Annotated in this window: 15 protein-coding genes and 2 pseudogenes; 11 read left to right on the top strand and 6 right to left on the bottom strand. The window is 58.1% G+C overall.

What is annotated here, in order from left to right; genetic code table 11:
* From IPP28_11585 to IPP28_11570, 4 genes are all read right to left on the bottom strand, one after another.
* On the bottom strand, window positions 1–546 hold the full coding sequence (locus tag IPP28_11585; protein ID MBL0041657.1) for a hypothetical protein: 546 nt from the start codon (window positions 544–546) through the stop codon (window positions 1–3).
* An 883-nt stretch (window positions 547–1,429) separates the two neighbouring features.
* Window positions 1,430–2,194 (bottom strand): enhanced serine sensitivity protein SseB C-terminal domain-containing protein, encoded by a 765-nt coding sequence (locus IPP28_11580; protein ID MBL0041656.1) that lies wholly within the window; start codon window positions 2,192–2,194, stop codon window positions 1,430–1,432.
* 415 nt (window positions 2,195–2,609) lie between these two features.
* Window positions 2,610–3,149, bottom strand: a complete 540-nt coding sequence (locus IPP28_11575) for a hypothetical protein (protein ID MBL0041655.1) — start codon at window positions 3,147–3,149, stop codon at window positions 2,610–2,612.
* Window positions 3,112–3,528, bottom strand: coding sequence for a DNA-binding protein (locus IPP28_11570; GenBank protein ID MBL0041654.1), 417 nt, complete (start codon window positions 3,526–3,528; stop codon window positions 3,112–3,114). Before IPP28_11570 ends, IPP28_11575 begins: the two co-directional genes overlap by 38 nt.
* Before the next feature lie 102 nt (window positions 3,529–3,630).
* Here IPP28_11570 and IPP28_11565 point away from each other — a divergent pair, with 102 nt between their 5' ends.
* The 5 genes and pseudogenes from IPP28_11565 to IPP28_11545 all read left to right on the top strand — a co-directional run bounded on the left by IPP28_11565 (window position 3,631) and on the right by IPP28_11545 (window position 7,316).
* Window positions 3,631–4,710: a site-specific integrase gene (locus IPP28_11565; protein MBL0041653.1), complete on the top strand. Its 1,080-nt coding sequence runs from the start codon at window positions 3,631–3,633 to the stop codon at window positions 4,708–4,710.
* A gap of 188 nt (window positions 4,711–4,898) precedes the next feature.
* Window positions 4,899–5,462: pseudogene (locus IPP28_11560) on the top strand (hypothetical protein).
* Window positions 5,463–5,552: 90 nt separating this feature from the next.
* Window positions 5,553–6,023 (top strand): hypothetical protein, encoded by a 471-nt coding sequence (locus tag IPP28_11555; GenBank protein ID MBL0041652.1) that lies wholly within the window; start codon window positions 5,553–5,555, stop codon window positions 6,021–6,023.
* A 254-nt stretch (window positions 6,024–6,277) separates the two neighbouring features.
* A complete protein-coding gene (locus IPP28_11550; protein ID MBL0041651.1) occupies window positions 6,278–6,823 on the top strand; it encodes a hypothetical protein in 546 nt (181 codons plus the stop codon).
* 52 nt (window positions 6,824–6,875) lie between these two features.
* The gene (locus tag IPP28_11545) at window positions 6,876–7,316 is read left to right on the top strand and encodes a hypothetical protein (protein ID MBL0041650.1); all 441 of its coding nucleotides are present in this window, start codon (window positions 6,876–6,878) and stop codon (window positions 7,314–7,316) included.
* Between the two features lie 187 nt (window positions 7,317–7,503).
* On the opposite strand, the gene IPP28_11540 is transcribed toward IPP28_11545, so the two are convergent.
* Window positions 7,504–7,911, bottom strand: a complete 408-nt coding sequence (locus IPP28_11540) for a transposase (GenBank protein MBL0041649.1) — start codon at window positions 7,909–7,911, stop codon at window positions 7,504–7,506.
* 138 nt (window positions 7,912–8,049) lie between these two features.
* Between IPP28_11540 and IPP28_11535 the strand changes: the two genes are divergently transcribed.
* Together IPP28_11535 and IPP28_11530 are read left to right on the top strand one after the other, a co-directional pair.
* The gene (locus IPP28_11535) at window positions 8,050–12,369 is read left to right on the top strand and encodes a hypothetical protein (protein MBL0041648.1); all 4,320 of its coding nucleotides are present in this window, start codon (window positions 8,050–8,052) and stop codon (window positions 12,367–12,369) included.
* A 42-nt stretch (window positions 12,370–12,411) separates the two neighbouring features.
* Window positions 12,412–13,080: a BRCT domain-containing protein gene (locus tag IPP28_11530; GenBank protein MBL0041647.1), complete on the top strand. Its 669-nt coding sequence runs from the start codon at window positions 12,412–12,414 to the stop codon at window positions 13,078–13,080.
* 512 nt (window positions 13,081–13,592) lie between these two features.
* Here IPP28_11530 and IPP28_11525 read toward each other — a convergent pair.
* Window positions 13,593–13,967 (bottom strand): annotated as a pseudogene (locus IPP28_11525) (transposase).
* Window positions 13,968–14,009: 42 nt separating this feature from the next.
* Between IPP28_11525 and IPP28_11520 the strand changes: the two are divergent.
* The 4 genes from IPP28_11520 (at window position 14,010) to IPP28_11505 (ending at window position 17,871) form a co-directional block, all read left to right on the top strand.
* Window positions 14,010–14,444, top strand: coding sequence for a hypothetical protein (locus IPP28_11520; GenBank protein MBL0041646.1), 435 nt, complete (start codon window positions 14,010–14,012; stop codon window positions 14,442–14,444).
* Window positions 14,445–14,880: 436 nt separating this feature from the next.
* Window positions 14,881–15,375 carry a DUF697 domain-containing protein gene (locus IPP28_11515; protein ID MBL0041645.1) on the top strand — a complete coding sequence of 165 codons (495 nt, stop codon included), beginning with the start codon at window positions 14,881–14,883 and terminating at the stop codon, window positions 15,373–15,375.
* On the top strand, window positions 15,365–16,252 hold the full coding sequence (locus tag IPP28_11510; GenBank protein MBL0041644.1) for a hypothetical protein: 888 nt from the start codon (window positions 15,365–15,367) through the stop codon (window positions 16,250–16,252). The genes IPP28_11515 and IPP28_11510 overlap by 11 nt, the downstream gene beginning before the upstream one ends.
* 584 nt (window positions 16,253–16,836) lie before the next feature.
* Window positions 16,837–17,871 (top strand): hypothetical protein, encoded by a 1,035-nt coding sequence (locus IPP28_11505; GenBank protein MBL0041643.1) that lies wholly within the window; start codon window positions 16,837–16,839, stop codon window positions 17,869–17,871.
* Window positions 17,872–18,050: the final 179 nt, after the last annotated feature.

Here is an 18,050-nt window from a genome sequence, read left to right as displayed (position 1 = left end):
TCAAGAGTCGTTGCTTGGCGGCGCGGGAAAAACGCGAGCAACAAACGCTTCCAGCGATTGCTCAATCGGAATCCCAGGTAATCGAATGCCCTCGATCCACTCACTCATTTCGAACAGAAAGTCGTCAGCGCTGTCCAACACGCTTTCCGAATGACCGGTTCCGAGGAGAGACTTCAGAGACTCAGTCGACCAATCTGGTGAGGCGTCGGCCCAGACTTGCCGCGCGGTATCAGTGGTCCCCAACGCGTGATCAATCGCATAGGAACGGATTGCCAGAGTGCCCAGAACCTCGATTCGACGCTCGACCTCATCCGGATCTGGGTCAGCGACAAGTTCTGCCGCGAGTAGCCGCGGGTTGAGGTCCCAACGGTCGGCCAAACCTCGAACCAGGCGTTGGATCGGTTCTGGCAGTTCGACCTTGCTCGTGGCCATGATCAATAAGGTGCCCTGATCACTTTCAGCCGTCAACAGGAGGTGTTCACCGCAGACAACTCTGGGCAATGCCGGCGGATAGTCTGCGCAACTGATGCGGACCAGTTTGCGCACCGTTCAACGCCGGTAGATGATTCTGAGCTGGCGTGAACGCAATGGGGACGAGTCTGGGCATGATTGAACAGTCCGAAGCACGAGTTCTGGGCAACTGAGTGCTCCGAAGTGAATCCGTCACTTCCCTGGAAGCAATTGCGTCAGTTCGGAGCGCGGAGCCACCAACTGACGAATTCACGTCGCGCACTTCGGCTCGCGTTCCCGAACTGACGAGTTCAAGGCCCCGTGTCATCCCGCACGGATTGCGGACCATCTCTGCCACTGATGAGCGCTCCGAAGTGAATTCGTCGCTTCTCCCGAACTGAATGCGGCAGTTCCTGGCGCATTAGCCAATTTCATGTCTCGCGGATCCGATGCTGATCCCAACCTGCCGCTTTCCCGCCCAAATGGCTCATTGAACCGGTCAGGCGCCAAGAATGGCGAAATTGGAGAGCCACGGAGCGATCGTCATCAGACGTATAATCAATGACTTGCTGAATTATCGCCAATTATCGCGCCGGCGATAATTTATCGCGCCGCCGTTAATTTATTCCCGCACCGGAGTTCTGGGGGCCTAGTCGTCGGCGTAATACACAACCATCAAGGAACCCGATCCTGTATCCATACCTCGCAACAGAAGGCATTCAGACACTCCATCCTTATGGGCCGACCAAGTCCACTTTGTTGTCTGCCTACGAGCAATCGCCCCTGCCGCAGACAAGAAACACCTTTTCTGACTCCAACAATCGCCCGGAATTCGAATCTCGCCAGAAAAACTGCCCTGATTCAGTCATGGTGCCGACAAGCTGCCGGCAATTTGAAGGGTCTCCGCGGTGCCAATGGTCTGCGCAATAGAGAACGACTGGCTACCGCACGGTCTTACGCACGTACATTGCGAAGTGCCTCAAATCGGGCGCGCACTCTCTGGCGCGACGATGCGGCTGCCCCAGCCCTGGTCGTAGAACGGCGGTCCGAAGGTTGCGAACAGTCGCAGCAGATCGCTGGCGTCGTCGAAGCACGTGATCAGATCCATGCCTAGGTCCGGCGGCACGTCCTGCATGACTTGCGCGCTTTCTCGAACCAATCGCTCCGTGTCCCGATCGTCCATTCGGACGACAATTAGATAGCAGCACGCATCTGGATCGTCTGGCGGAAAACAGTAGGCCAAATACGCTCGATGCACCGACGGGTGCCGAGAAAAGAGAATCGACAGGGACTGGAGCGTTGCGGTCGGTGGAGTCGCCACTGCGTGAAATGCGCGCACGCGATCGCCCGTCGACGTCTCTCGCTCCGGAGAGGAAATCGCCCCCGTATCCAGCAACAAGGCGACCTCGCCTGGCGACAACCTGCAGCTCGCCGATTCGTTGGGATTCAGCACGACAGTCGCCCCGCGCGTCGCTTCGAAGAGCTTCTGACCTCTGAGTTTGATCGCTTGCCAGCCTGGCTTGATCGCACGCGTCACTGCCGCTTCAGATGTGAAATACGGAATGACGTCGTGGCCATCCGCTCCGCGCCACATCACGAAGCGCAGTTTGCCTTCGTCCATGCCGTGGCCCACGGTCGGAATGAGCGCGTAGATCTCGCTGGCCAGGACGCACCGATAAAAATCCGGTGCGTAACCCGGTTCCCGGCATGCCAGGTCGAGTAGTCGTTCAAGCTCGTTTGGCACCGTGCCCTCCAATCGAAAAGCCCATTCTTGTTGCGTCCTAGGCGGTCACGCTAAGAGCATCCAATCATGCTCTTACGCCGATGGTCTCTCGCCTCACCCAACGGATTCAACGTGTTCAGGCCAATTTGTTCAGCGTAAACACGCGTTGCTCGGCGAGCGCACCGTTGACGGCAACGCGTGTTCACCGCAGACATTTCTCGGCAGTGCCGTCGCAGGCACGATCAACAGAAAAATGGTCGGGCAGAGCTCGCGCCGGCTCTAGAATCCAATCGGGTGCGGGACTGCCTGCGGAACTCTCCCCGGAGATTCGTGCAGCTGCTATTGAACGGCTGGCACTCGCTGCAGCTCATCGCGCGCGCTGGCGGCTGAAGCGACACCCGCGGGTCTCACACCGCCTATCTGGATGCACGTTGCGTCAGGACGAGCGTTTTTTCGTTGCAGCGCGAGGCTTCGAAGCGGCCGTGTGCTTCGGTGTAGTCCGCGGCTTGGACGACGGTTCTTGAGTGCCCCGCTTTAGTTGTTCTTCGAGCACTTCGTTGCGCGCCTGCAGCCTGGCCAAAGCGCGCTCTAGCTGGTGCTTGGCCGCCACGGATTCTTCCTTCTGGCGCGCGAGCTGGGTGCCCATTTGGGTATGTTCGCGCTGCAGGTGTCCGACCTGTGTGCGCAGCGCCTTGGCTTCCTCACGCGCACGATCCACCTCCGAGTAGGCTCGATCTTCAGTCGCCCTGATGTGGGCGGTCGCGACGTCACGCTCGGCCGAAGCCGCCAGCTCTTGTTGGTTCAAACGGGTCAGCGCCTCCGCATTCGATTGCGTGAGCGCTAGCACGCGCTCGGTCAGGTCATCGCGCTGGCGCGTGAGGTCGGTTAGATACAAACGCTGGTTTTCCACCAGCGTCTGATGCTCCGCGAGTCGAGCTTCAGCCAGGGTCAAAGCGTGCGCCGCGTCGGCGGCCACTCGCTTCCAGGCGCTGCTGGTGGGCAGCGAAGGCGGCACGATCGGCGTCGAGGTCAGCCCGAGCCTGTTCGAGTTGCTCTGATGATTCGGCCAGATGCGTTTTGGCTTGTGCCTCGGCGGCCGCCAGCGCGAGCTCCCAGAGTTTCGACGCGGCAGCGGCCACGTCGGCCGGCGCGTCCGGTAGCGCCAGCTTGCTTTCGACGCGGGCGAGTCGCGTGCCGAGTTCGCTCCAATACACATCCAGCATGCGAATCAGCGTGTTTGGGGAGCCTGTGCCGAGCTCGGCGCGAACGCGCTCGATCGTCGGTCGTTCGCCGGCGCGCAGCAGTGCGTCAGCAGTGGCGTTGATCTGTTCTTGCGTGACGCCAGTTCTGGCCATTTTTCGTCTCCTTGCGAGCGCCCTGCCCTATGGACTTCGTACCGACGATAATGGATGATTATCGCGGGTATCTGCCCTATTACGTAGTAAATACTACATAGTATGAAACGAAAACAGAACACTTCCACCGATGCCCTGCCCGCGGTCCACGTGTTGCTGCCGACGCAACTGGCGCACCAGGCGGCGACCGCTGTGCGCGAACTGCTCGCGGAGGCAGCCGCCGCAAATACGACGCGTAGCTACGGCAGCGCGCTGCGCTACTGGGCGGGATGGCACCAAGCGCGCTACGGCGTCGATCTCGCCCTGCCCCTTTCAGAGGCTGCGGTGATCCAGTTCCTCGTCGACCACATCGTGCGTCGCGGCAAAGCGGGATTGACCTGGGAGCTTCCCGCTGACGTCGACGCAGCACTCGTGGCCGCTGGCCTCAAGGCAAAACTCGGTCCACTAAAGCTCTCGACTGTGTCTCATCGAATCGTTGTGCTCTCGACGGCGCATCGTCTCAAGCGCCTGCCGAATCCATGCGAGCTGCCGACGGTGCGAACCGTTCTCAGTCGAGCGCGTCGTGCTTCAGTCAAACGCGGCGAACGCCCTGCCAAGAAAACGGCCATAGCGCGCACCGGTCTCGAAGCGATGCTGGCAACGTGCGACGAGTCGCTCGAGGGCGTGCGCGATCGCGCGTTGCTGTGCTTTGGATTCGCAAGCGGCGGACGCCGTCGAAGCGAGATTGCGGCAGCGGATATGCAGGACTTGCGACGAACCGCGCCAGACAGCTACGTGTATCGCCTGGAACACAGCAAGACACAGCAGGCCGGCGTCAGCGCGACATCTACGCCCGACAAGCCGGTGATTGGACGGAGTGCGAATGCACTGACCGCATGGCTAGACGCATCGGGTATCAAGGAGGGGGCGATCTTTCGGCGGGTTTGGAAAAATCGATTGGGCCCTGCCCTCGCGCCAGCGGCGGTTGCGCGCATCGTGCAGCGGCGGGCGCTGCTCGCCGGGCTCGAAGGTGATTTTGGTGGTCACAGCTTGCGGTCTGGATTCGTTACAGAGGCCGGCAAACAAGGAGTCGCTTTGGCTGCCGTGATGGCGATGACGGAGCACCGATCGGTAGCGAGCGTGATCGGCTATTTCCAATCGGGCGCGGCGGAAGACAATCCTGCAGCGCGCTTGCTCAAGTAGCCGTTAGGCACTGGTTTGGTGCAGTTACGAAGACTTGACCTTGCGACGAGCCGGCGGTCGTGTGGCGAAAAGGATAAGTTGATCGCTCGTAGAAAGCACAATCTGATCGGGCGCTGGAACAGACAGCCGGATCCACAACAAGGCGGTGAAGAGAGCGACACGCGCCGCTTCAAAGTGGAGTGTCGAGGATGCGTCAACGCAACTGTTCTGTGCCGCCACACTCTTCAGAAGATTCGTCGGTCGCGAAGGAGATGGGCCTGGTCGCGAATCGTTGGGCGCCGTTGTGGGTCAAAGACTTCCCGATGTTCGAATACGACGCCGACGACTAGCGCTACGTCGCGCGGCATCACACGTTCACCGCGCCGAAGATCGACGACGTCGCCGACCTGAAACCGAACGCGGCCGACTCGGTGTCGCGTGGCCACGACTGCGTGCTCAACGGCAACGAGATCGGCGGCGGTTCCATCCGTATCCACCGCCCGGACATGCAGAGCGCGGTGGTCGATCTGCTCGGCATCAGCGCGGAGGAAGCGGAACTGAAGTTCGGTTTCCTGCTCGACGCCCTCAAGTTCGGCGCCCCGCCGCACGGCGGCATCGCCTTCGGCCTCGACCGCATCGCCGCCCTGATGGTCGGCACCGATTCGATCCGCGACGTCATCGCCTTCCCGAAAACCGCCAGCGCCCCCTCCTTCGTCGCCCAGAACCAGCTCCAGGAACTGCATGTGCGCGTGGTGAAGCAGGAGAAGAAATAAGAGTGGCTAATCTCGGGGGCTGGGGACGTCTTTACTTGACGGAGCACAAACCTGCAATATCGTTGCACTGCCTACCTTGAGTATCCGGCCATGGCGAGACGAGTTGATTTTTCAGTGGTTGAGGCGGCTGTTTGGGACGCGGTCGATCGGTTTCATGCCCGTGATCGAGCGCTTGTGGTGCTTGGCGCTTCGGAATGGTCGATGGCACATCGTTTGGCGGTCTACTTTGAACAATCGTTTCCGAACTGGAACGTCGACTGCGAGTACAACAGGCAGGGTGGATCAGAAGACTCCAAGACGATGGATGCTGAGTCGGGCAAAGTACGGCCTGACATCACGATTCATCGCCGAGGCCTTCTTATGCCAGAAGACAACTTGCTCGTGATAGAGCTGAAGCGAGATTCTTCAGGAATTGACCTAGCTAAAAGCCGAGTAAGCGCTTTCACATCTGCTTCGGTTGACTCACGCATTTTTCAGTATCAATACGGCTTAGCTTTGGTACTGGGACCAAAGACGACCATGTCATGGTTCGCGGAGGGAAGGCCGCTGGTTCAACTCTGAAGTACAACGACTAACGAGGTCATGAGAGTGTGCCAAGTGCCGCAGCATCCGCTCCGTTCCAATGGAATGAGAAGCAACTCACTCGAGTCGTTGAGTTTGCGCACTTCACTGTTGAATTTGCCCGCCCATGTTGCTCGATGGTTGATCGATTACTTACGGAAGAATAGCAAATGAAACTATGTAACCTCGCTGCCTTGATGAGCATAGTTGTTTCCTATAGCGCATTCGCTCAGCCAGTTTCTTGGAAAGAGTTTATGAGCGAAAAACGTGCTTCCTACACATCGGTTGGTAATCCGAAGGCAGTCGGAGTTGAGGTCAGCTTCGATTACCCAGCTAGCTGGGGCGGTGCCGATGGAAAGCGGCCGAATACTCTCTACCAAGTCACGAGTGAAGGTGGCAGGGGGTTCGAGCTATGCAATTTGGTCATCAAAGGTATTCCCGTCGGCACGACCGTAACCCCACAAGATGTAGATGAACTCTTTGATCCGCTTGGCCTGAGAGATTTCACCCCAGATGGCGGCAAGTTCATTTCGGGCGCAAAGACTACTATCGATGGACAACCGGCGGCCTGGGTTAACTTTTTCCACGAAATAGATACAGCAGGAATTAGAATTCGGAGCATTGAAATTACATACATCACATATTTCGACAATAAATTGATATTTTTTAGTTGCAGTGTCGGCGAAAGCGCAAGAAAACCAGTTGAAGAATTGCAAGTTTGGTACAAAGCATATTTTCCGTTGTTTCAGCAAATGGCTAACAGCATTGTTATTCATAGTAAGTGGAAGCACCAACAATGATTTCATATTGAAAATTACACAGTTGGTATCATGGCCGCGGGGATGTGCTGATATGAGCAAATTGCTATCTATTGTCCTTTTCTTATTGGCCATTGCGGCACTCAGTGTTCTTAAACTCATGAATTCTGCGCCTCACAGTGCGCAAGTCAACATAACCGACGATGAAATTGAGAAAGCGCTAGCTCAAACTTCCGATTTGCTCAATAAGCAACTTCCTATGATGGTTGACAGTGTGACCAGGCTCGACAAGACGTTTATTGGGGCGGGGAAAAGGCTAATATTTTACTACGTTATTCTGAGTCACTCCGGATCGGCTTTTAGTGCCGATGAGTTACGTTCAGACCTATACCCCACTGTCAAACAGAAATCCTGCTCTTCGCCAGTGTTAGCGGCACTCATGAAAAACGGAGTAAAATTTGAACACATTTATCATTATAACAATGGCAATGAAGCAACAAGAGTTGTAATAGTTTCAGCAGACTGTGGAACTTAATGATCAGTCGGCGAAAATATTTCCTGATCAGCGCCATCCCTCAACCAGAAAAGTTGCTTGCCTGACGCAGAAGCCGCTCTGGACATGGATTGCAGACGATCATGGCATGCAGCAATCAAGGCCCGAGTTCGGGCAGTCGAAAGCGGCGGTTGAATCGGTAGGCGGCTTCGCCGAGATAGCTGCGTGCCTACTTGGCTTGCTTGAACGCGTGGTAGCTGCCGCCGATCGATCGTTTTACGTCCGCGAGCACGATATTGACCCAGCGCGCCCCCTTCACCTCGGTCGCAGCGCGGCCGCCTGCGGTCTCGCTGACGTTGTGCGCGTGTCCGGTGTCGGCGAAGCGGCGGAAGCAGCCGAGGCCGTCGGTGAACGCTTCGGCGTCGGGTGCCAGGCGACGGTTGGAGCAGTCCGTGAGCGACGCATTGTCGAAACTTCGCACCGGCTTGTTGACGCTCGCTGAAAATTGACCTGGAGGGCCTTGCTTCTGCCCTCGGTCGACGAAGCCAGTACAGTAGATGCCTCGAAGTAAAGCGACGGATGCAGAGTCGTTTCGGGAGCCACAGGAGCGGGCGCGGATTGGGATGTTCTCTAGCATTCTGCCCACGCTCATAGAACCACCGGGCATTTTCGAGGAGTTCGGAAACCAGTGATATCCCGCTGTCGCGAATCGTCCATGCACAATCGCTCCTCCGCTTGGCCACCCACTACGTGCCAGCGGGAGTGGGGCTGACCTATGGAGGCCACAACGCTCCGCGAAATCGCGCTTCGCGTCTCTCAGTATTTCCGCGACTTCCTTGAATCGGACTTCAAACGCCAGCAGTCACCGCGACGCCGGGTCGTCCTTCAATCGGACTCGGGGTTCCGGGCAGGCATGCGCGTCGGGAGTTATCCCGAACTTCAAAAGGAGATCTGGAAGCTGCTGAGTAAGCCGACCTCAAGCGACTTGTCGCTGGCCATGCAGCCTCGACGATACACACGACCAATCAGCCCCACGTTGAAGCGAGTCATCGAAGAGCAAGTGGCGGTGATTCCAGAGTCGAGCGTCTTCGCTGTACGACAAGGGCTGATCGACCGCGCTACCGCCACATTTGCGAAGGCGGTGACAAACCCCGAGAAGTGGGTAGACGCCCTTCGCGCCGATCTGGCCTCCGATATCGGCGAACTGTTGGTGCGCCCGCTAATCGCCCATCTAGATGGGCCGCTCACGCAGCAATCGTACTCAGTGATGGACACGCTGTACGCCGCAGAGTCGGACCTAGTTGCGCGCGTCGCTGATGGCTTGGATCGCGTGTTGCCTGAAGTCTTGGCACGGTACTTGGCAACGCAAGACCCTGGACCGGTTCGTCAAGCGTCGACGGAGTTCCTGACGCTTGAATCGGTTCGCGCTGCCCTCTTGTCCTTTTTTGAAGGTTTCGTCGCTGCCGATGCCTTTCAGGAATTCCGTGACCTGGAGACCTACGTTGCGACGTCTGACGGTCTGCAACTTTATTTGTATGTCGGCTCGTTGAAATTCGCCAACGCGACGTATCCGCTGTTCTTCCTTCCCGTCGAAGTACAACGCTCTCCCGAAGGGGTCGGGTACGTGTTGAAGTTGTTGCCAAGCCCGCTGTTTGCGAATCGCCCTGCGATTGATTTCGTACTTCAAGAGCTGGCGACCGCCCAAGAGCGCTCATGGGTCGCGCCCATTCGGGAACGCATTACCTACCTCACACCCGAACAAAGCCTGTTCGAAGTGGCGCGTGGTCTGTTTCGATTAGTCGCTAACGCCGTCGACCTTCCAGGGAAGATCGAGCTCTCTACGAATTCTCCGGATGCCTCGACCGCGCGGGTGACCATGTCGAGTGCGTTGTACCTTGCGGCGTACGAGCGATCCGACGAGTCTTTGATCAACGACTACGAAGAGATCATCAATCAGGCAAAGACCGGCGGATCGGCGATTGTCGATCTCTTTCACAAATTGGTCGGCGGAATCTTGACTGACAACCCCGTGAGCATTGGAGCGTCGGTGGCCGCGGCGTGGGAGGAAATGCCGCTGGTCGATCGAGTCGTTTTCGACTCACCGATTCCGCTTAACGAAGAGCAGCGCAAGATCTTGCTCGCGACAAAGAATCCGCAAGGCCGCATAATCGTTGTGGAGGGCCCGCCTGGCACCGGAAAGTCCCACACAATCGTTGCTGTGGCGGCAGACTGCGCTTTCAACCAACGTTCTTGCCTCGTGCTTTCCGACAAGACCGAGGCGTTGGATGTCGTTCAATCCAAGTTGTCGGAAGCCATGAGCCGAGTCCGGCATGAACGCGACTTCCCCAATCCGATTCTCCGCCTCGGTCAGCAGAATGCCAATTTCAAGCGCCTCACATCGAATCAGGCGGTGAGCCAGATCAGCGCCTATGCCCGTGCGATGAAAGCTGGAGATCCCGTACTCCAAGCCGAACGTCAGGACACCAAAGACCACCTCAAGCAAGCCATCGAGGGCACCGTTGCGACTCTCGGCAGTTTGGCCCTTGTCGACTTGCAGGCCATGCACCACGACGAGATGACCTTGGGGAGTCTGTCCCCTGCCGTGATGGCTTGTGTGCAACGGCATGCGGATACCAGCTTTCTGCCGCAACTCGATGCGCTGGCGGGAGACCTGGAGGCGCTCGAAGTATACTTGGCCGGTCTGTTCGAGACGGCCGACTTTACGCCGGAATCGCTATGGACGCGCGTACGCCGGGACGCGTGTCTATATGAGTTTTCCGAAGGCCGCGACACGAGCGCGTTCTCCAAGTTTGAGCGATTGGACGCATCCCAGGTGCTCCACCTCTCCGGTCTCCTGGTTAGTTTTGAACAGCTGCGGATGCCCGTGATCGGCTACCTATTCCGAGGTGGCGCAGTCCGTGTCTTGGACCAACAACTCAACGCGCTGCCGGCGACCTCTCCGGCATTTTTGAAACAGCATGGCGCGTTGCTGAGTGCGCTGGTTGAGTCAGCCAACGTTCTGCGCACGAGTCTCGAAACAGCGGGCGTCGGTCCGACGTTCTCCGAGGCGTATGCCGTACTGGCCCAGCGACGGGTAGCCAGTGGAGCTGCGTGCGCCGCGCTGAAAGCGCTCACACTGCTACGGCGCCTCGATCCCGAAATCGTTGCCGCCCTGTTGCAAGAGTCGAAGGACGACGCGCGATTGTGGACGCTGTCCATCCAGTTTCTTCGGCGCTGGCTTTCAACCCGTAGGGTGTTCGACCAAGCGCCAAAGTACGACTACGTGGGAAGCAAGACTCACCTAGAACGCCTGAACACGTCCGTGATGAACGCTCACGTTGACAGGCGCCTGGTCGACTTTATGGACAACCATCGTGCAGATGCCAAGGCACTCGCCGCGGTCATCAGTCGGCGCCAAAAATTTCCGGAAGAGAAATTCGAGAACATCCGAACTTCATTCCCCGTAATCATTGCGAGCATCCGCGAATTCGGTGAATTCATGCCGCTAGCGCCGGACTTGTTCGACGTGGTGATCATCGACGAAGCGTCCCAAGTCTCCGTCGCCCAAGCGCTCCCGGCGCTGCTGCGAGCCAAGACCATCGTCGTGCTTGGCGATAGCAAACAATTCTCGAACGTCAAATCATCCAATGCCAGCAACGAGCTCAACGACAAATATCGGGCAGACCTTGTTCAATACTTTGAACAGAACGTCACCCGACAGGCCGCTGCGCTGCAACGTCTGGCAATGTTCGACGTCAAACGATCGATCCTCGAATTTTGCAGCATGGCCGCGTCGTACTCGGTCACGCTGCGCAAGCACTTTCGATCTTATCCCGAGCTCATTGGCTACTCGTCGTCGACGTTCTACAACCACCAACTTCAAGCCATCAAGATTCGCAGTGTGCCGCTGAACGAAGTCATCTGCTTCGACCAAGTGGCCGTCGGCGATCGCGCAACCAGCCGAACCAGTAACGCGGCCGAGGCTGATTTTGTTCTTGAGCGGTTGTTGGAATTGGTTGATGAGACACGTCCGCCGACAGTGGGTGTCATCACGCCCTTTCGAGAGCAACAAACACTGCTGACGAAGCTGCTCTTCAACCACACCCGCGGTCGGGATTTCGAAGACAAGTTGCGGCTGAAGATCATGACCTTTGACTCCTGCCAGGGCGAAGAGCGAAGCATCATCTTCTATTCGTTGGTGGCCACGCCGGGCAACGACGCGCTCAACTACATCTTCCCGGTTTCACTCACCGACCCTGCCCAGTCGGTCGAGGAAAAGCTGAAGGTACAGCGCCTCAACGTCGGCTTCAGTCGCGCCCAGGAAATGATCTGGTTCGTCCACTCGATGCCCATTTCCACATACAAGGGCGCCATTGGCCAAGCCCTGAATCACTATCTCAACGTGCTCCGCTCGAAGGATGTGCGTGCCGATCAGACGGACCCTGCCAGTCCGATGGAAGCGAAACTTCTGGGGTGGCTGCAAAACACCGAGTTTGTTCAGATGCATCCCGAGGAAGTCGAGATCTTGCCCCAGTTCCCGGTAGGTGAGTATCTGCGTCAACTCGACCCCACGTATGTTCATCCGGATTGGCGCGTCGACTTCTTGCTGACCTTCCAGTCCACCAAGGGCCCGGTCCATGTGGTCATCGAATACGACGGCTTTGAGCATCACTTCCAGAAAGGCAAGCAGGTCCATATCGGCAACCATCAACGCTATTTGGTCGAGGCCGACATCGAGCGGCAACTGACATTGGAGAGCTACGGTTATCGTTTCTTGCGGGTCAACCGCTTCAATCTCGGCAAGGACCCAGTGACGACGTTGTCTGATCGACTCACTGCCCTAATTGAAGTTGCCGCGGGTGAGCCCACGTCGAAAGCGGTCAACCAGGTGCTCGAACAAGCGGCGGGGCTCGCGAGCAGAGAGCTCAAGGCGTGTAGTCGTTGCGGCAAAATCCAGCGATTAGACGCCTTCTTCGATCCGGGGCTGAAATCCGGCGAAGGGGGCCACGGCCGCGTATGTATGCCATGCAAGGACAAGGAATCGGCCGAGACGGCGGCGCGACCTTTAGTGCGCCGTCGACGTCGTTGGAGGTAGTACTGAGGTGTCACTGAATCAGCAGCAGCTGCGGAGAACGCCATGTTCAACAAAACCGGACGAATCGCTCCAGAGGAACGGGTACGACAAGACCCGCCGAGCCGCTTCACATTGAAGCAGCAGCAAGACCGCGCCGCGGACGAATTGGTGGGGCTGTGTCGGGGGATGTTGTCCGATGGTGTGGTCAGCGCCATGGAAGCTCAGTTCCTCAAAGATTGGATTGAGCGCAACGCCATTCATGCCAACGCGTTTCCGTTCGATATCGTCTATCGACAGCTCCAAAGTGCACTGGCCGATGGTGTTTTCGACGAACACGAAGAACAAGACTTGCTCTCGACGTTGGTCAATCTGGTGGGGGGCGAACAAAGGGACTTCGCCCATGCATCGCCCAGCCTGGCGTCGGCGTTGCCATTGTGTCAGCCGACGCCAGCGATCCATTTCGCAGGATCAGTCTTCGTGGTGACCGGGACGTTTGCGTTCGGCAATCGACGCCAAGTGATCGATGCACTCGAATCCCGGCAAGCGAGTGCCGCTAGCAGCGTGTCCAAAAAGGTTAACTTTCTGGTGATCGGCGAGATCGGATCGCAGGCTTGGCGACATTCCTCTTACGGCCGAAAGATTGAAGCTGCGGTGGAGCTACGTGAGGCCGGTGTGCCGTTGCGCATCGTCTCCGAACCACACTGGCGAGAGGCGCTGGCCAGTACAAGTTAGTGCGACACGCACCGAAGTCTAAGCGGCTTCAACCGTCGGCAGAATGGAGCAGCGCACGTCTGCCCTACCCCCGATAAGCATCCCTAATCGCCCGGCACCCAAAAAAAATTCGCCGAGTTTCCTTTGGAATTGCGCTGGTGGTTGGCCTACGCGCCTTGCCTTCGGGGGTGAAAAATCGGGCCGTCTTGACCATTTGCGGTGATCCTGGCGGCGGTGCTGATCGCGCGCGGGATCCATGTCCGTTTTCGGCCGAGGCTGGGTGAAAACTCCAGACGCTTAGTGAGTATCGCCTCATACGTGAATTTCTAGACCGGTCACTTGGTCTGAGCGCCCTGGAACTCGCGTACGCGGGCCGTTTTGATCACTTCTTGATCAGCCGCAATTTCCGGGGGGAGTTTTCACACAGCCTCGGCCAATAACGGTCAGTCATGGCTCTCGACGAATTGGATCCATAAAGCAGACATTCGATGCGCCTGAGGCTGGTGACTATCGCGCCCGAAGCTAAGGCGCTTGATGTACCGACACAGCTTTTCCAACTTCTGGCTCTCGTGCGCTTCGGCAGCAACGCCGGCATGCAGCGAGAATCCGCCGACCTGGCCGGCACCGCCTTCCAGCAGACTGGCGTCGCCGGGCAGTGTTTGCAGGGTGACGACTTTGCGTCCGGTCTGCGCGCCGGTGGCGATGCGGTAGGTGATCGAACTCATCCGCAGCGCGTCCATGCTGTCGTCGCCGCCAGCGTTGTCGGTCAGGAAGACGGACTCCTCCTCGCCTTGGAGCCAGCCTTTGCGCGCCAGATGCCGGCACACGCGATTCGCGATCGTGTCAGCCAGGTGAGTCAACTGCGCGGTAGTCGGGGCGCGGGTGCGGTGCAGGCGTGGTTTGCGCGGCGGTGCCAGCTTAAGAACGAGAAGTCCCGGCGTCAGGTGCCTGTGCATCCGTTCGTTGCTGAGATCGGTTTTCTTGACTGGCTCGGAAATCCTTCGCAGAACCGTGACGCGTTGGTGTTCTCCGAACTTTCTCCATCGGGCGCAGACGGAAAGTTTGGTCAAACCATCACGAAGAAATTCTGTCGATATCGGCGTGAGCTACGACTCGGAGCGAAAGATGTGGTGTTCCACTCTCTTCGACACTCGGTGGTAACAGCACTGATTCGCGCTGACGCGCCGCAAGTGCTGCGGCGAGAGATCACCGGGCACAAGCAGCAGGGAGAGGACGAGGGCCGATACTTCAAGGGTTCGGACATGTGTGGATTGCTGCGGACGATCAGTCTTGTTCGTTGGCCCCGAGCCGAAGCGGTCTTGCGTGAGGCGTCCTCACGCATCTGCTCCCCACTTTTGGAGCTTCCTGCAATCGACGAAGCATGAGCAGGTGCCGACCGCGTGACCGGCTGGCCGATCCCCCGGCCGGTTGAAAGTTGAGAGGACAGCGCCCGCCTCAAACGAGGCGCGTGTGCGAAAGTCCCGATCCCCTGAAGAACAGATGGTCACGTTTTGCCGCGAAGCGCACAAGCACCCTGTTCCGGAGGTAGCCAAGAAGCATGGCGTCAGCGAGCAGAACCAGTGCGCTTTTCATAGCCGTTAAGGCCGGCTCGAGACGCTCGATGTGACATAGTTGCCTGCGCTCCACAATGGGAGCGTGCGCCTTGAGAAGCTGCCGCCCAAGCGCGAATTCTCGATCGGCAGCGCTGTTGGTTTCCGCTGGTACGCTTCGAACAGGCCATGAAGCTATTGAGGAGAAGCTGCAGTGACCTCCGACAATGGCTTTTTCGCAACGGCCAAAGCTCGCCTCCAGCGCGAGGTGATGGATATCGAGAACCGCACTGATCTAACCAACGATCAAAAGGTCTCGCAGATCATCGTCATCTTTTCGACCGTCTGTGCCGGCGTGGCGGTGCAGCCAATTCCATTCGCTGACATCTTCATCCTGACGCCGCTACAAGCATTCATGGGAACGCGCATCTCGGCGATCCGTGGCCTGCGACTCAGTGAGAAAGAGGCTTCCGCGATTATCAAGGAGATCATGGGCGTCGTAGGGGCGGGCATGATTGCCCAGCAATTGGGCATCGCCGCGGCCAAGATCTTCTTCCCCATTTTCGGAGGAGTGGCGACCATTCCCGTCGTCTTCGGACTGACATTCGCCATAGGCAAGGTCATGGATCTCTACTTCATCCATCAAGTCCAGGGACGAAAGCTGTCGCCCGACGAACTCAAGCGAGCATGGTCAGAGGCGAAGAAGGAGGGTGAACGCCAAGGCAAGGCCAGGACGAGCGAAATCAAGGATCACCATGGCAAGTAATGGCCGAGCGGCACCTGCCGTCCAATACGTTCGCCGCAACTTCGATGAGGCAGCCATTCTGGCGGTGGCCTCCAAGCTCGCGTTCGAGGTGGATCCCAGTTTTTCCGAATCGGAGCAGGCCACCATCGCAGCGATGATGCGGGCCCATCCGCAAGCGGGAGACTCGCCCCACGGGTTGGGCGAGTGGCTGGCCCGGATGGATGATGGGCAGATTCAAGGCGTCGTGAGCAACACAAAGGGTGTTCTGCACGAGATGGAGTTCGTACGCCTGGAGAACGAGGACGGCGATGCCGTTTACGCCTCGCTTTTCACGGACACCAATCACCCCAGCTATGACGTGCAATTCGTTGATACGGAAACGGGCGCGCGCTGGGAGGCCCAGTTGAAGGCGACTGACAACGAAGCCTATGTTCGCAGTTGGATGGACGCGCATCCCGATGGCGACATCGTGGTCACCGATGAGCTGGCTAGTGCGATGGGCGTGCGAACTTCGGGCCTGGACAACGAGGCGTTGACGGCGAAGACCGAAGACGTCGTCGACAGGCTGATTGAAGCGACCGATGAAGACAGCTTGTGGAACTACTTTCCGGCGCTCACTGCAGCATCGATTGCCTTGGTGACTTGGGGACTCTGGCAGCGCTACAGGCACGGTGACATCAGCTTGCAGCGCTTCAAGCAATTGCTCGCGCGCGCCACCGGATTGAAAGCCGGCAAGCTAGCACTGCTGACCTTGGCGCTTTCCATACCCGGACTCAATGTGGTCACCGGAGCGGCCTTGGTCGTCGGCCTCCTTTTCTCCGGCGCTGGCGTCGTGCGCGCCATGGGAACGGGACGTGGCTCAGTGGGGACAGGCGCTGCGATGAAATTCCAAACGTGAGTGGGAGACTCCCTGCATTTATGGAGAATGCTGCGCTCGCTTCATCCCAATCACGCACGCGAGGCCATCACCCAGCACAAGTCGAAACCGAACGATCATCAGCAAAGGCGCCGTGAGGTAGCCTTCCTGAGTGGGCTAATTTTGAACGAGCAGCCCGCATGCGCATAGCCAGCGGTGGCCCCGGCGGCAGATCTGATTACCTTTCCGCCCGCTTTTGTGGCATGCCCGGCGATGCTTACTCCGACATCCACCACGGTTGCGATGGGGTCCTTGTTTTCTACCACCACCTTTTTGGCCTGATAGGCCAGCCCTGTCGCTCCCCTGGCGGTAAGTTTGGTTCCACTCCACAACCATCCAACGACCGTCTTCCATGCCACGGCGGCACCTCTGCAAAATTCAGACCCGAGTCTACGTTGAAGTCGGCCAGGAAATTGTGCGAACGGCCACGTGCTCAAGTTGTGAGCTTGTGGCCGGAATCGCGGAGAGGCGAGTGACAACGGGCAGCGCGCTGGCTGCAATGAAGTTTGTACAATCGCGCCGACTGCGCGGATCGAGGATCCCGCATCCTCACGGAAAGGATAGACATGTCCGATCGTCTAGCTGGCAGCAGCGATCTCATCCAAGCCCTTCGTGCTGAGGATATTGCCGAAGCTTGGCGGCTGCTGTCGATTCCCGTGAGTGTAAACATGCTGGACTCGCGCAAAACGACAGCGCTGATGGTTGCAGCCTATCGTGGCTACGCTGACATGTGCACCAGGCTCATTGAACTAGGTGCTGATGTTCTTTACGTCAAATATGTCGATGATGACGTGAGCGATGATGGATATAGCGTTGACGACGCCGAAATTCGCGCAAGGATGAGCGGCGACCCCTCGACGCTATGTGTTATTCAATGTGCCATGGTTGAAGCGAAGTGGCGTAGTTGCCTTAACAAAGCAAATCGTGGTCCAGAACTCTTGGTAGACGCTGCACGCCTAGGTCTAACTCGCCTCTGTGTTGAGATGATAGAGGATGGAGTGACTCTCTCTCCCCCAGATCCGCAGTTTGAGTTGTCGCTTGTGCTGGCCGAGGACAATGTCAGGGCGCTGAAGCAATGGTTGGAGCGCTGGAATGGGCTGGCATGGCGAAGCCAGGACGGGGCTACCGCCCTGCACGAGGCGGTTTCCTGTATGCCGTCTTCAAGTCCTGCGCCCCGCAAATGCATTGGATGGCTATTGAGTCGCGGGATCGACCTCCATGCCCGTACCGAGGCTGGCGACTCAGCGCTGAGGCGCGCGTTGATGAACGCGCCGCGCGAGGTCATACGTCAGCTTTTAGACGCTGGCGCCCATGTGACCCTACCGGACGACTGCATCGAGATGATCTACTCGCGCGATGGCGTGGAACGGTTGCTGATGTGCGGTGTTTCGATCGATCAGGTCGATGACCTGGGGCACACAGCGCTGTATTCGGCTTGCTCGTTCCGGGACGAAGCACTAGCCGCATGGCTGTTGGAGCAGGGGGCATCTCCCAACGTCCGTACGCGTTCGGGTGGGTTCCCTCTGGAGGTCGCTGCGTCAAATTATGGATTCAAGGATTCCGAAAGTTATAAATCCAGGATTCCGATAATCCTTCTTTGAGCTGGGCCCGACAAGTCCCCGGCCATGATGGAGTGGTCATCGATCACGGCTCGCCCCGCCTGATCGAGCTGCTCGTGCAGCATGGTGCGGCGTTGGAGTTCACTGATGGGGATGGTGGGCCCACGGCTTTGGAGAGCGCTCTCGCGCAAGGCAATTCCGCGGCCGCTGAGACGCTCCTG

This window comes from Lysobacterales bacterium, from assembly GCA_016721845.1.
In the GTDB taxonomy this organism is placed as follows: domain Bacteria; phylum Pseudomonadota; class Gammaproteobacteria; order Xanthomonadales; family Ahniellaceae; genus JADKHK01.
This window is presented reverse-complemented; position numbering and strand designations above follow the sequence as displayed.

What these genes read in the sequence shown, in the direction of transcription:
- IPP28_11510 (MBL0041644.1), top strand. Translation starts at nt 15,365, where the DNA reads ATGGCAAGTAATGGCCGAGCGGCACCTGCCGTCCAATACGTTCGCCGC.
- IPP28_11540 (MBL0041649.1), bottom strand. Translation starts at nt 7,911, where the DNA reads ATGCTAGAGAACATCCCAATCCGCGCCCGCTCCTGTGGCTCCCGAAAC.
- IPP28_11530 (MBL0041647.1), top strand. Translation starts at nt 12,412, where the DNA reads ATGTTCAACAAAACCGGACGAATCGCTCCAGAGGAACGGGTACGACAA.
- IPP28_11515 (MBL0041645.1), top strand. Translation starts at nt 14,881, where the DNA reads ATGGATATCGAGAACCGCACTGATCTAACCAACGATCAAAAGGTCTCG.
- IPP28_11570 (MBL0041654.1), bottom strand. Translation starts at nt 3,528, where the DNA reads ATGGCCAGAACTGGCGTCACGCAAGAACAGATCAACGCCACTGCTGAC.
- IPP28_11555 (MBL0041652.1), top strand. Translation starts at nt 5,553, where the DNA reads ATGGCGAGACGAGTTGATTTTTCAGTGGTTGAGGCGGCTGTTTGGGAC.
- IPP28_11545 (MBL0041650.1), top strand. Translation starts at nt 6,876, where the DNA reads ATGAGCAAATTGCTATCTATTGTCCTTTTCTTATTGGCCATTGCGGCA.
- IPP28_11550 (MBL0041651.1), top strand. Translation starts at nt 6,278, where the DNA reads ATGAGCGAAAAACGTGCTTCCTACACATCGGTTGGTAATCCGAAGGCA.
- IPP28_11535 (MBL0041648.1), top strand. Translation starts at nt 8,050, where the DNA reads ATGGAGGCCACAACGCTCCGCGAAATCGCGCTTCGCGTCTCTCAGTAT.
- IPP28_11505 (MBL0041643.1), top strand. Translation starts at nt 16,837, where the DNA reads ATGTCCGATCGTCTAGCTGGCAGCAGCGATCTCATCCAAGCCCTTCGT.
- IPP28_11565 (MBL0041653.1), top strand. Translation starts at nt 3,631, where the DNA reads ATGAAACGAAAACAGAACACTTCCACCGATGCCCTGCCCGCGGTCCAC.